The 13,510-nt window shown below is 62.1% G+C and carries 11 protein-coding genes; 2 read left to right on the top strand and 9 right to left on the bottom strand.

All coding sequences use genetic code 11. The features are described 5' to 3' along the window. Nucleotides 1-167 precede the first annotated feature (167 nt). Both L0V05_RS17765 and L0V05_RS17760 read left to right on the top strand, forming a co-directional pair. Complete coding sequence (locus L0V05_RS17765; RefSeq protein WP_234872824.1) at nucleotides 168-1,889, top strand: type I secretion system permease/ATPase; 1,722 nt, start codon at nucleotides 168-170, stop codon at nucleotides 1,887-1,889. Nucleotides 1,890-1,930: 41 nt separating this feature from the next. Beyond that, entirely contained in the window at nucleotides 1,931-3,190 is a 1,260-nt protein-coding gene (locus L0V05_RS17760; protein ID WP_234872823.1) for an HlyD family type I secretion periplasmic adaptor subunit, read from the top strand. Nucleotides 3,191-3,455: 265 nt separating this feature from the next. Here L0V05_RS17760 and gyrB read toward each other — a convergent pair whose 3' ends face one another. The 9 genes from gyrB to mutM all read right to left on the bottom strand — a co-directional run bounded on the left by gyrB (nucleotide 3,456) and on the right by mutM (nucleotide 13,437). Continuing rightward, complete coding sequence (gyrB, locus tag L0V05_RS17755) at nucleotides 3,456-5,873, bottom strand: DNA topoisomerase (ATP-hydrolyzing) subunit B (protein ID WP_234872822.1); 2,418 nt, start codon at nucleotides 5,871-5,873, stop codon at nucleotides 3,456-3,458. 81 nt (nucleotides 5,874-5,954) lie between these two features. Then, nucleotides 5,955-6,575: a LysE family translocator gene (locus tag L0V05_RS17750; protein ID WP_234872821.1), complete on the bottom strand. Its 621-nt coding sequence runs from the start codon at nucleotides 6,573-6,575 to the stop codon at nucleotides 5,955-5,957. Beyond that, nucleotides 6,572-7,000: a VOC family protein gene (locus L0V05_RS17745; protein WP_234872820.1), complete on the bottom strand. Its 429-nt coding sequence runs from the start codon at nucleotides 6,998-7,000 to the stop codon at nucleotides 6,572-6,574. Before L0V05_RS17745 ends, L0V05_RS17750 begins: the two co-directional genes overlap by 4 nt. Next, nucleotides 6,997-8,106, bottom strand: coding sequence for a DNA replication/repair protein RecF (recF, locus tag L0V05_RS17740; protein ID WP_234872819.1), 1,110 nt, complete (start codon nucleotides 8,104-8,106; stop codon nucleotides 6,997-6,999). Before recF ends, L0V05_RS17745 begins: the two co-directional genes overlap by 4 nt. Nucleotides 8,107-8,167: 61 nt before the next feature. After that, on the bottom strand, nucleotides 8,168-9,286 hold the full coding sequence (gene dnaN / locus L0V05_RS17735; RefSeq protein ID WP_234872818.1) for a DNA polymerase III subunit beta: 1,119 nt from the start codon (nucleotides 9,284-9,286) through the stop codon (nucleotides 8,168-8,170). Nucleotides 9,287-9,412: 126 nt separating this feature from the next. Beyond that, nucleotides 9,413-10,771, bottom strand: a complete 1,359-nt coding sequence (gene dnaA / locus L0V05_RS17730) for a chromosomal replication initiator protein DnaA (RefSeq protein ID WP_234872817.1) — start codon at nucleotides 10,769-10,771, stop codon at nucleotides 9,413-9,415. 603 nt (nucleotides 10,772-11,374) lie between these two features. Then, on the bottom strand, nucleotides 11,375-11,650 hold the full coding sequence (gene rpsT, locus L0V05_RS17725; protein ID WP_234872816.1) for a 30S ribosomal protein S20: 276 nt from the start codon (nucleotides 11,648-11,650) through the stop codon (nucleotides 11,375-11,377). Between the two features lie 100 nt (nucleotides 11,651-11,750). Then, nucleotides 11,751-12,527 carry an enoyl-CoA hydratase gene (locus L0V05_RS17720; RefSeq protein WP_234872815.1) on the bottom strand — a complete coding sequence of 259 codons (777 nt, stop codon included), beginning with the start codon at nucleotides 12,525-12,527 and terminating at the stop codon, nucleotides 11,751-11,753. A 58-nt stretch (nucleotides 12,528-12,585) separates the two neighbouring features. Next, nucleotides 12,586-13,437 carry a bifunctional DNA-formamidopyrimidine glycosylase/DNA-(apurinic or apyrimidinic site) lyase gene (gene mutM, locus L0V05_RS17715; protein ID WP_234872814.1) on the bottom strand — a complete coding sequence of 284 codons (852 nt, stop codon included), beginning with the start codon at nucleotides 13,435-13,437 and terminating at the stop codon, nucleotides 12,586-12,588. Between the last annotated feature and the right edge of the window lie 73 nt (nucleotides 13,438-13,510).

Genomic DNA, 13,510 nt, shown 5'->3' with positions numbered 1-13,510 from the left:
AGCCAGACCCTCGGCGCCCGGAATACTCGACCGCGTGTCGACAGCCATGATGGCATTGCAGGGCGGCAGATCAGGGAGCATTTGTCAGACAAAGGTAACCGATTGCTGAGACGCTTGATGTCGGCCAAAGGTCCATGGAGGGCAGGGCGCCCCGGGAAGATGGGGACATGAAAAAGGGACTCGAGGAGTTGCGCAGAGCCCGCCGTGAGAGCGGCGGGCTATTGCTGGCGGCGTTCCTGTTCAGCATCGTACTCAACCTTCTGCTTCTTACCGGCCCGCTTTACATGCTTCAGGTCTATGACCGCGTCCTGGGCAGCCGGTCGGAGGAGACGCTGGTCGCGCTGTCGCTTCTTGTGGCTGGGCTTTTCCTTGCATACGGCATCCTTGACCACAGTCGGGCCCGTGTGCTCGCGATCGTCGGTGCAAGGTTTCTCGACCGGCTTGATCGACGAGTCTTTTCGGCGGCGATTGGGCGTTCGGCGGTTGCTCCGTCGGATCTTTCCGCCCAGGCCGCCCAACGAGATCTCGAGGCCATTCAGCGCCTCTTCGCGTCCCAGGCCTTGATTGCCCTGTTCGACATCCCCTGGACCCCGATCTTTGTCGCAGCGATCTTCGTTTTCAGCCCAGTCCTTGGTTGGGTTGCGCTTGCCGGCGGCGCTATCCTGGTCGCGATCACGCTCATCAACCAGTGGACCACAAAGGAACCGCTGCGAACGGCATCGATTGCGGGCATGGCATCCGAGCGGATGTCGGACCAGCTCAAGGCTGAAGCAGAGCTTCTTCGCGCCCTTGGCATGTCGCAGGTGGGCTTCGACCGCTGGCAGAATGCACGCCAGCAGGCCCTTCTCGAGGGCATTCGGGCAGCAGGTGTCGGGGGCGCCTTCGGGACCCTCTCCAGAACGTTCCGGATGTTTCTGCAGTCTGCCATCCTGGGTGTGGGCGCCTGGCTCGTCCTGCGCGGCGAAATGACGGGCGGTGCAATGATCGCCGGGTCAATCCTGATGGGTCGCGCCCTTGCCCCGATCGAGACGGCCATCGGGCAATGGTCCGTGGTGCAGCGGGGGGCGGAGGCATGGTCGCGCCTCGCAAGCCTGCTTGAACAGACGCCGGTTGAGCCCCCCAGGACGGCACTTCCTCGGCCCGCGGCTCGTTTGGTGGTCGATCGACTGTCCGTCGCTCCTCCGGGCGAAACGGCACTCGCACTCAAGTCGGTGAGTTTCCAGATGGAACCGGGGCAGGCTCTGGGTGTCATTGGCCCGTCGGGTGCGGGCAAGACCTGCCTTGCTCGGGCGCTGACCGGAGTATGGCGGCCGGCCAGCGGGGTCGTCCGGCTCGATGGGGCAACCCTTGATCAGTATGATCCAGATGTGCTTGGTCGGCTGATCGGATACCTGCCGCAGCGGGTCACCCTGTTCGATGGGACCATTGCCGAGAACATTGCGCGCCTCGACACCGCCCCCGATAGCGCGCGGATTGTCGAAGCCGCAAAAATGGCGGCCGCCCATGACATGATCGTCAAGCTTCCGGCGGGATATGACACCCGTGTGTCGACGGCGGGCGGTCGTCTGTCCGGGGGGCAAATCCAGAGAATCGGACTTGCTCGGGCTCTTTATGGCGATCCCGTTCTGCTGATCCTCGACGAGCCGAACTCAAACCTCGACAATGACGGAACTCAGGCACTCAATTCCGCAATCCGGAGCCTCAAGGCGACCGGAAAATGCGTGCTTATCATGGCCCATCGCCCTGCGGCCATTCAGGAGTGCGATCTTCTGCTCGTGATCGAGGACGGCGCGCGTCGCGCCTTCGGGCCTCGGGACCAGGTTCTGCGCGAGGTGGTTCGCAATCACACTGAAGTGCTCAAGCAGCCATCAGCCGGGAGCAGTTCGTGAGCGGATCCAGACATCTTCTGTCGGCCCGTCGTCATCTGTTCATGGGCTTTGCGACACTCGCGCTGGTTGTCGCAGGTTTGGGCGGTTGGGCCGTGATCACACGCATCTCTGGTGCAATCGTGGCCAATGGTCAGCTTGAGGTCGAGCAGAACCGCCAGGTCGTCCAGCACCCGGACGGCGGCGTCGTCGAACTGATTGCTGTTGAGGAAGGATCGAAGGTCAAGGCTGGTGATCTTCTTCTCCGGCTTGACGGAAACATGCTGAAATCCGAACTGGCGATTATCGAAAACCAGCTCTTTGAACTCAACGCACGACGCGCCCGGCTAGAAGCAGAGCGTAATGATGACAGCGCAATCACGTTCCCACCCGATCTTTTGAAGGCAGCGTCTACGGATCCGGACATCACTGATATCATCGATGGCCAAACCCGCCTCTTCGATGCAAGGCGCGAAACGATGGCGCAGCAGGTCGACCAACTCGACAAGCAAGCTCTCCAGATCGAAAGCCAGATCCAGGGAATAGAAGCGCAGATCGCGGCGCTTGATGATCAGGTCGGCTTCCTTGATGCAGAGCTTTCCAACCAGAAGAGCCTACTCGACAAGGGCCTGACCCAAGCTGCGCGGGTGATGGAACTCCAGCGCGAAGCCGCGCGGCTGAAAGGCGAGATCGGCGGATTGACAGCCGATCGCGCCCAAGCCGAAGGTCGCATCACCGAAATCAAGATCGAGCGCCTGAAACTCCAGTCTCAGCGACGGGAGGATGCAAACACCGAATTGCGTGATGTCGCTTTTCGCGAACTGGACCTGGCCGAGCAGCGGCGATCGCTCATCGAGCGGATCGATCGGCTTGATGTCCGCGCGCCGGTTTCCGGGCTCGTACTCGATCTTCGGACGACCACGCCGCGATCAGTGATCCGAGCGGCTGATCCCATTCTTTACATCGTCCCGCAGGATCGTCCTCTGATTATTGCTGCGAACATACCGACCATCCATATCGATGAAGTTCGCGTTGGGCAGGACGTTCGCTTGCGTTTTTCTGCCTTTTCGTCGCGCACCACGCCTGACCTTGAGGGAAAGGTCACAGTTGTCTCGGCCGACGCAATGCGCGACGAGAAGACGGGAGCAACCTTCTATCGGGTCGAAATCGCGCTTAACCCCGGGCAAATGGATCTTCTGCCGGGCAAGTCTCTGGTTCCAGGAATGCCGGTCGAGGCCTTTATCCGCACGGAGGACCGCACGCCCTTTGCCTACCTGATCGGTCCGTTCCGGGAATACTTCGACAGGGCTTTCCGCGAGAGTTGAACTCTTCGCAGGCCGCTGTATTCGGGGGCCCGCCCTCAAGCCGAACTCCTTGCACCGGCCGCAGGATAAGGTCGCATCTCAGACGACAGAGACTGACCAATTAAACCCGCTGACCGAAACGTGGGGCGGCAGACACCTGACCAGGAACTGACGCGCAATGTCCCTTGGAACAATCCGGGCTTGCGTGACAATCCGAAAAGCATAGCCCCGCGCACGCTAGGCTTGGCGGGACGCAAAGCGCGCTTTGAGCTACGCGACAGGGGCCTCAGGCGTCGAGGTTCTCCACGCTCAGCGCATTCTGCTGGATGAACTCCCTGCGGGGTTCTACCACGTCACCCATGAGCTTGGTGAAGATGTCATCGGCCTCTGCCAGGTCGTCGATCTTGACCTGCAGGAGTGTCCGCGCTTCTGGGTCGAGCGTAGTCTCCCAAAGCTGCTCCGGGTTCATTTCGCCGAGCCCCTTGTAACGCTGGAGCGACAGGCCCTTCTCGCCTTCGGAAAGGATCGCCTTCAGCAGGTCAAGGGGGCCGTGAATCTGCTGTTCGCGATCCTTGCGAAGCAGCAGGGCTGGAAGGCCATAGGTCTCTGCCAGGCTGTCGGTGTGAGAACCAAGCCGCCGTGCTTCGCCAGACCGTAGCACCGCTCCATCGAGCGTACGAACCTCTTCGACACCCCTCAGGAACCGTGAGAACCTCAGGCCATGATCCTGGGTCGGACGGCCGGTCCAGCCGCGTTCATATTCCAGTGCGATCTGGTCCAGCCGCCTGGCAACCTTGTCGGCGACGCCCTGAGCGTCGGCATCGATCCGTCCGGGCACCAAGGCACCAGCGATGGCGGCCTGCTCCAGAATGTGGGCCGGATAGTGCGTCGGGAAGGCTGCGAGAATTCGGCGGACGACGCGCGCCTCATCGACGACGCGGGCAAGGTCGGCGCCCGAGATTTCTTCGCCCGTGCCCAGCCTCAGGACGGTGCCTTCAATCCCTTGCTGGACAAGGTAGTCATCCAGAGCGGCCTGATCCTTCAGATAGACCTCGGATTTCCCGCGCGCGACTTTGTAAAGTGGCGGCTGAGCGATGTAGAGAAAGCCGCCTTCGATGATCTCGGGCATCTGCCGGAAGAAGAACGTCAGCAGAAGAGTTCGGATATGCGCGCCGTCCACGTCGGCATCGGTCATGATGACTATCTTGTGGTAGCGCAGCTTTCCGATGTCGAACTCATCGCGGCCGATCCCGGTGCCAAGCGCGGTAATGAGCGTACCGACCGTCTCGGAAGACAGCATCCGATCAAAGCGGGCGCGTTCGACGTTCAGAATCTTCCCACGCAGGGGAAGCACCGCCTGATTGCTGCGGGCGCGGCCCTGCTTGGCCGAGCCGCCTGCACTGTCGCCCTCGACAAGGAACAGTTCCGACTTGGACGGATCCTTTTCCTGGCAGTCGGCCAGCTTGCCTGGCAGCGAAGCCACGTCGAGCGCAGTCTTGCGGCGGGTCAGTTCACGCGCCTTGCGCGCAGCCTCGCGCGCCAGAGCCGCCTCAATGATCTTGCCGACGATCTGCTTGGCCGGACCGGGATTCTCCTCGAACCACTCGGCCAGTTTTTCGTTCACCAGGTTCTCGACAGCCGGCCGGACTTCGGAGGACACGAGCTTGTCCTTGGTCTGGCTGGAGAATTTAGGGTCGGGCACCTTGACCGATAGCACACAGGTCAGCCCTTCGCGGGCGTCGTCGCCGGTGAAGTCGATCTTTTCCTTCTTCGCAATCCCCGAGGATTGCGCATAGGCGTTGATCGTGCGGGTCAACGCGCCGCGGAAACCGGCCAGGTGCGTGCCCCCGTCGCGCTGCGGAATGTTGTTTGTGAACGGAAGGACGGTTTCGTGGTAGCTGTCGTTCCACCACATCGCGATCTCGACGTTGATGCCGCCGCGCTCGCCGGAAATATAGATCGGCTCCGGCATGACCGGCGTCTTCGAGCGGTCGAGATACTTGACGAATTCCCGGACGCCGCCCTCGTAGAACAGTTCGGTGTGCAAGGGTTCGGCCGGACGTTCATCCTCAAGGACGATACGCACGCCCGAGTTCAGGAACGCGAGTTCCCGCAGGCGGTTCTCGAGCGTCTTGTAGACATAGTCGAGGTTAGAGAAGGTCTGGGTCGAGGCCAGGAACCGCACCTCTGTCCCTTTCTGCCCATGGGCATCGCCCACGACCCGCAGCGACTCGACCGTGTCGCCGTGTTCGAACTTGGCGAAATGCTCCTTGCCGTTCCGCCAGACCCGCAGTTCCAGCCAGTCGGACAGGGCGTTGACCACCGAGACGCCGACGCCATGCAGGCCGCCCGACACCTTGTAGCTGTTCTGGTCGAATTTCCCGCCGGCATGAAGCTGGGTCATGATGACTTCGGCGGCAGACACGCCCTCTTCCGCGTGAATGTCGACGGGAATACCGCGGCCGTTGTCCCGGACGGAAACCGAATTGTCGGCGTGGATCTTGACGGTCACCTCTGTGGCGTGGCCGGCAAGGGCCTCGTCAATACCATTGTCGACGACCTCATAGACCATGTGGTGCAGACCCGAGCCGTCATCGGTATCGCCGATATACATGCCCGGCCGTTTGCGCACGGCTTCCAGGCCCTTGAGAACCTTGATGGAATCGGCACCATATTCTTCGATCTTCTGGGCTGGCTCGGCCATGCGGGCAGGGTCCTTTCTCGCGTGCGCGATTTATAGTCGCTCCCACCGGGAATGTCACGTCACGGGCACAAGATTTGGTGGTCATACGAAGGGGATGACAAGACCGACCACGATCAGAAGCAGTCCCGAAGTAGTGTTCAACCGATGCAGGCTTTTCGGGTCGGACAGGAGCCGCCGTGCCCGGTCGAGGAACAGCGCGAGGCCAAGGTTTCCGAGCAGCGGAACGATTGCGGAAACAAGGATGATTGCCGCGATGTCGGCGCCGGTCAGGCGCGTCAGATCGAAGAACCCCGGCAGCACCCCCATGTAGAACAGGATCGCCTTGGGGTTGCCGATCACCGCCGCCAGCCCGACGGCCATTCCGGCCCATCGCCCGGGGCGCGTCAGCCGGCTGTCCGCCGCGAGGGCGACTGCCGGCTTGCGGATCAGCAGGATGCCCATCAACAGGAAAACCCCGGCAGCAATCCAGCGCAGGGCGTGCAGGAAGTCGCCGTAGACCGAGAGGATCCAACTCAGTCCGAAGACGGCGGCCAGCGGCCAGACAAGATCCCCAAGCGCGACACCGACTGCCAGCGGCCAGGCTGAGGCGAAGCCGCCCGACAGCGACCGTGCCGTCAGCGCGACCCAAACCGGCCCGGGTACGGCCCAGAGCGCCGCCATTCCGCCCGCATAGAGCAGGAGTTGCCAGAGCGAAATGGTCACGATGGCAACGTCAGCGATCCATCGGCGCCAAGCGGCCAGAAGGGGTTCATCGCCACCTCCCAGACATGGCCGTCGGGATCGGCCCAATAGCCGGAATAGCCGCCCCAAAACACCTTCTCGGGCCGCTTCAGCGCGATCGCGCCGGCGTCGAGCGCCGCCTGAAAGGCCGCGTCGACCTCGGCCTCAGTTGCGAAGTTCTGGGCCAGGGTGATAGCGCCTGTGCCGAGCCGGGCATCTGGCCGGCCCTGATCGGCGGCAAGATCCGTTTGCCCGAACAGCCCCAGTACCGCGCCATGCATCTGAAAGAATGCCACCGCCTCCTGGCTTTGCCGCGACTCGACCCAGCCCAACCTCGCATAGAATGCGCGGGAGGCCGCCAGATCGGCGACGCCAAGCGTGATCAGAGTAATGCGCTGAGGTGTCATGCCTCTTCCTCTGTGACGCGGGACTGTCCGTCTGTCTCGTTTACGGCAAAACGTTGCGCGCGTGTTCCGAGGCTGTCGAAGAGTTCCGGCCCAGTCCCGGTGAGAAAGGCCTGTGCCCCAAGATCGACGACCTCGTCATAGAGCGCAGCGCGCCTGCCTTCGTCGAGATGTGCAGCAACCTCGTCGAGAAGCAGGATCGGGGGCGCAGCGCCGCGTTCTGCCAGAGCGCGGGCATTGGCGAGAACCAACGAGATCAGCAGCGCCTTCTGCTCGCCGGTCGAACATTGATCGGCAGCCATTCCTTTTGCCGAATAGGTTCCGGAAAGATCCATGCGGTGCGGTCCGATCAGGGTCCGCCCTGCCGCCATGTCGCGCCTGCGGTTGTCGCGAAGGGTCTCGCGCATGGCCTCTGCGTCTGGTGGTGCGGGGTCATCAGGCCAGACGATCTGCAAATCCGCTCGAGGGAAGCTGGTTCTGGCACCGAGTTGCGACGCTTCGATTTCGGCAAGCGCGGCAATCCGATTTGACATCATTCGCGCCCCGGCTTCAGCCATCTGCGCTTCCAGCGCCGCGAACCACGTCGAATCCGTAGCGCCTTCCTTCAGCAGACGGTTCCGGTCGCGCATCGCCTTCTCGTAGTCCAGAACCGCGTCCGCATGGTCGGGCCGAAAACTCAGTGTCATGCGATCCAGAAAGCGTCGGCGCCCGTCTGCCCCCTCGATCCACAGGCGATCCATCGCCGGCACCAGCCAGAGGATCGGGATCAGCCGGCCAAGCGCCGTTTGCGGAGCCGACTTTTCATCGATTCGCACCTGGCGTGCCTCTCCGGCTTGGGCCCAGGTCTCGATCTGATGTATGTCTCCGTGGCGAAGCAGAGTTGCTGCGACTTTCCAGCCGAGCCGTTCTGGCAGGCGGGAGATCTCCGATGTCGCACCACGGCGGATCCCGCGCCCGGGCGACAGCAGCGACACCGCTTCAAGAATGTTGGTCTTGCCCGCCCCGTTGCGGCCGTGGATGGCCACCGGGCGGCCATCGAGTTCCATCCGCGCCGCCTTGTGGCTGCGGAAATGCGACAGGGTCAGCGAAGTGACCGCAAGCCCCGGCACAGGTTGCCTTTCATCGGTTTGGAGAGGTCGGCGCGCCGGATCTGGCGGCGGCGCCGCTACCTCAGACGCGCATCGGCATCACGACATAGACGGCGCTGGTGTCGTTGCCCTCGCGCATCAAGGTCGGATCACCGGCCGAATTGAACAGGAACACCGCATTCTCGCGATCGACCTGACTTGCGATCTCAAGCAGGTATTTCGCGTTGAACCCGATATCGAGCCGGTCGTCCGAATAGGCGACGGCCAACTCCTCTTCCGCAGCACCGCTGTCGGGAGAGTTGACCGAAAGCACCAGACGGTCTTCGTCGAGACTCAGTTTCACAGCGCGCGACCGTTCAGATGAAACCGTTGCCACCCGATCGACAGCCTTGGCGAATTCGGTTGCGTCAACCTCGAGCCGGCGAGTGTTTCCTGTCGGAATGACCCGGCTGTAATCCGGGAAGGTTCCGTCGATGACCTTCGAGGTCAGCACGATATTTGGCGTCGCAAAGCGAACTTTCGTTTCTGAAACAGAGACGGCGATCTGGGTTTCATCGTCATCCAGCAGCTTGCGCAACTCGCCCACGGTCTTGCGCGGGACTATGACTCCCGGCATCCCTTCCGCACCGGACGGCAAAGGCGCATCGATGCGTGCAAGGCGATGGCCATCGGTCGCAACGCAGCGCAGAACCGGCCCGTTTTCGCCCTGAGCGACATGCATATAGACGCCATTCAGGTAGTACCGGGTCTCTTCTGTCGAGATCGCGAACTTTGCCTTGTCGAAAAGGCGCCGCAGAACCGGCGCAGGGGCCGAGAAATTCGTGGCGTATTCCGACGAGGCCATCACCGGAAAATCTTCCTTGGGCAGAGTTGCAAGGCTGAAGGTCGACCGGCCAGCAGCGACGGTCAGGCGGCCGGTCGCCGCTTCCTCGGTCAGGCTCACGAGCGCACCGTCAGGCAGCTTGCGAACGATCTCGTGCAGCATCACCGCCGACACGGTTGTGGCGCCGGGACGCTCAACCATGGCAGGGGCCTTGTCGACCACCTCGATGTCGAGGTCGGTCGCACGCAGGCTGACCTGATTGCCCTCGGCCTCGATCAGCACATTGGCGAGGATCGGGATGGTGTTACGCCGTTCCACCACCGACTGCGCCTGCCCGACGGCCTTGAGCAAAGTGCCGCGTTCGATGCTGATCTTCATACCTTCGTTCCCTCTGGACACCGGATCAAAGACCCGGGGCGAGAAAACTACCTGTTTCCCGCCGGTTCTCAAGCGTTTTCGGGAATGTCCGTCGCTTTCCGGAGCCCGTCAAGAGCCCCGGCTACCTCAGCTTTCCAGAAGGCGCCGCAGAAGCTGCAAATCATCGGCCAACTGGGAATCCGTGGTCATCAACTCTTCGATCCGGCGCACGCCATGCATGATCGTGGTGTGGTCCCTGCCACCGAAGCGGCGGCCGATCTCGGGCAGGCTACGGGGGGTAAGATGCTTCGCCAGATACATCGCGATCTGCCGGGGGCGCGCGATGTTGCGCACTCGCTTGGGGCCGATCAGGTCAGACAGGCGGACATTGTAATGTTCCGCCACGCGCCGCTGGATTTCCTCGACCGTGATCTTGCGGTCGCTTGCCCGAAGGATGTCGGCGAGGCAGTCCTGTGCCAGTTCCAGCGTGATCTCGCGCCCGACCAGCGAAGCAAAAGCGAAAAGGCGTGTCAGTGCGCCTTCGAGAACGCGGACGTTGGTGGTGATCCGATGTGCCAGGAATTCCAGCACGCCGTCGGAGATGACCAGACCGCGATACTGCTGACGATAATAGTCGGCCTTCTGCTGAAGGATGCCGAGCCGTAGTTCATAGTCCGTGGGGTGCAGATCAACGACGAGGCCGCATTGCAGGCGGCTCTTGATGCGTTCTTCCAGATCCTTGATTTCGCCCGGTGCGCGATCGGCCGAGATGACGATCTGCTTGTTCTGGTCGACCAGCGCGTTGAAGGTGTGAAAGAACTCTTCCTGAGTGCTGTCTTTGCCGGCGATGAACTGCACGTCATCCACCATCAGCACATCGACAGACCGGAACAGCTCCTTGAAATCCATGATCTGGCGTTCGCGCAGGGCTTGCACGAAGCGGTACATGAACTGCTCGGCGGAAAGATAAAGCACCTTCAGTTCGGGATTGCGGACCTGAAGTTCATGCGCAATCGCATGCATCAGATGGGTCTTGCCAAGGCCAACACCGCCATAAAGGAACAGCGGGTTGAACGAGACGGGGCCACCTTCCGCAACGCGGCGGGCCGCCGCATGCGCCAGTTCATTAGGCTTGCCCACGACAAAGGATTCGAAGGTAAAGCGGGCATCCAGGGCAGCTCCACGAAACTCTTCGTCGGAGGTGGTGCGGGCTTTCTGGGCGGCGGAGGCGGCAGGAACGCGGGTGGCTGTTCGCGGCTTGGCTCCGGCGCCAAGACTGAACTCGATCCGCTCGACAGTCTGGCCGTGACGTTTCAAGTCAGACTGGATCTGGTCAGCATAGTTGCGGGAAACCCAGTCACCGAAAAAAACCGTCGGAACTTCGAATCGGGCAACGCCATCCTCGATCGCGGCCAGGCGAAGTGGTTCGATCCAGGTTACAAAGTTGTTCTTGCCGATCCTCTTGAGCAGGTCATTGCGCACCAGTCCCCATGTGTCGTCGGTCATTATTCTTGGCCCGTCCAAAGCAGTTGCCCGTGTATCGTCACGCGTCTGTTGTCTTTCGCGTCCCTCGCCACCCTCAGCGCCCTGCTTTGGCCCATGCACCAATCGCCGACAGTGGACCTGCCGGCACCCGGTGTTTCCGCACAAGACATCCCGATTCCAAAAGGAACCGGAGCGCCAGACGGCACAGCCTCATTTCTTCTTGGACATGTCAGGTTCCCCGTCGGCCAACGAGTCGCCGACGCAGTCACCCTCTATCGGACGCAGGCAAAGCCCCACTTTGCCATGCGCTCCAATCGGTTGATCGCAAACGATTTTCCCAGAATTCCACAGCGTCGGCAGAGACGCTGCTAGGGCAGTTTACCGTTCACGATCTTCCCATGTCCCCCCAGGACGATGTGAATCGCAAGGTGACGCTAGCAAGTCGCCAGAAGCGACTGCAACCGAACTTCTCTGTTGACTCAGGGGGGTGGGGACCGAATCCGGAAAGGGCTGCGATTGTTATGCAACACTGCCCGGTTTCAGGGCGACACCGGCGGCAGCGAAAAACAAAAAGGGCGCACCGCAACGGCACGCCCTTCGATCTATCAATCAGCAGTCCGCGGATCAGGCGGTCGCAACGCCCAGAGCTTTGACGCGCGAGGAAAGGCGCGACATCTTGCGGGCGAGCGTGTTCTTGTGCACCACACCTTTGGTCACGCCACGTGCCAGCTCGGGCTGGGCCACGCGGAGCGCTTCGGCTGCTGCGGTCTGGTCGCCCGAGGCGATCGCCTCTTCGACCTTGCGCAGGAAGGTGCGGATCCGGGACCGGCGCGACTTGTTCACGGCGTAGCGGGCCTCGCTCTGGCGGGCGCGCTTCTTGGACTGGGGCGTATTAGCCATTCGTTCGACTTCCGGTTCTACGGTATAGGGAATTCTGAAGCCGCGTCTTTACGGGCGACTCGAACCCAAGTCAACCCGCGAAACGCAAGGTTTCCGGGCCTTATTCGTCGCGGAACTGCGGCTTCCGCTTTTCGATGAAGGCAGCCATCCCCTCCTTCTGGTCTTTGGTCGCGAAGAGCGCGTGGAACACACGCCGCTCGAAGAGAAGGCCCTCGGCGAGGCTGGTCTCCTGGGACCGGTTGATGGCCTCCTTTGCCGCCATCGAGGCCAGGAGAGACTTGGCGGCAATCGCTTCCGCCGCTTTCCGTGCCTCTGCGGCAAGCTCGGCAGCCGGAACCACCCGGCTTACGAGACCCGAGCGCTCGGCCTCGGCCGCATCCATGAAGCGCCCGGTAAGATGCATATCCATGCTCTTCGACTTGCCGATCGCCCGGGTCATCCGCTGCGTTCCGCCCATGCCGGCCATGACGCCCAGATTGATCTCGGGCTGCCCGAACTTGGCCGTATCGGCCGCGATGATGAAGTCGCACATCATGGCGAGTTCACAGCCGCCACCCAGGGCATAGCCCGCCACTGCCGCAATGATGGGCTTGCGCACACGCTCTATCGCGCCAACCTCGGGGGCGAACATGTCGTCAAAGAAGGTATCAACGAAGGTCTTGCCGGCCATCTCGCGAATATCCGCGCCAGCGGCAAAGGCCTTGTCCGATCCGGTGAGGACGATGCAGCGCACGGTGTCGTCGGCATCGGCAGCGGTCAACGCCGCGGTCAGTTCCCGCATCAGGGCTGCATTCAGGGCATTCAGCGCCTCGGGTCTGTTCAGGCGGATCAGCGCGACCCCGTCCTCGACGGTGACGATGATCGTTTCGTAAGCCATGGCATCCTCCGGTGCTGCGATCGCGTCTTGTCCTATCAGGGCGGGCCGGGTGTTCAAGTCAGGACTGGCAATGCGGACAGTAGAATGACGAGCGGCCCGATTGCACGATACGCGCTACGGTCGCGCCACAGTCAGGCGTGGCACAGGTCTGTCCCTCGCGGTCGTAGACGCGGAAACTGTGCTGGAAATAGCCAAGCTCTCCACCTGCCTGTCTGTAGTCGCGCAGCGATGAGCCACCCGCGTCGATCGCCTCTCCCAGCACCTCGCGGATCAGCGGCACAAGCCGCGAAACCTCGTCGGGTGCCAAGGCGCCCGCTGCACGGGCCGGATTCAGGCCTGCGCGAAACAGCACCTCGCAGACATAGATGTTGCCAAGACCGGCTACGAGCCTTTGATCAAGAAGCGCCGCCTTGATCGGCATGGTCCGCCCTTGAAGACGGCCGGCCAGGTACTCTTCGGAAAAGCCATTGCCGAATGGCTCGGGCCCAAGAGAGGCCAGAAGCGGATGCGACTCGGCTTGCGCTGTCGCCAAGAGGTCCATCGCCCCGAAACGACGTGCATCGTTGAAGGTGATCCGCGCGCCATCGTCCAGGTCGAGAACCACATGGTCATGCTTTTCAGGGGCGGGATGGTCGTGGTGAAAGTCGCCGATCATGGTTCCCGAAACCAGCATCCGGCCCGACATTCCCAAATGGATCAAAAGCGTCTCACCCGAGGACAGATCGGCCAGTATGTATTTTGACCGCCGGCGAAGCCCGTCTATGCGCTTGCCTGTCAGCCGCTCCGCCATCTGCGCGGGCAGGGGAAAACGCAGATCCGGGCGGCGGACATCGGCCCGGGCGATGGTGTGCCCGGTCATGACCGGCTCCAATCCCCGTCGGACAGTCTCGACCTCTGGCAGTTCGGGCATCGTTTCGGTTCTCCTCGCGGTGCGCGCGTCATGCGTCCGAATCTGCCCGCGTTTCGTTGCCCCGAACTTGGCG

The organism is Alitabrizicola rongguiensis, assembly GCF_021491355.1.
Taxonomy (GTDB): domain Bacteria; phylum Pseudomonadota; class Alphaproteobacteria; order Rhodobacterales; family Rhodobacteraceae; genus Aliitabrizicola; species Aliitabrizicola rongguiensis.
The sequence above is the reverse complement of the archived record's forward strand: the minus strand, read 5'-3'. Positions and strand labels throughout refer to the sequence as shown.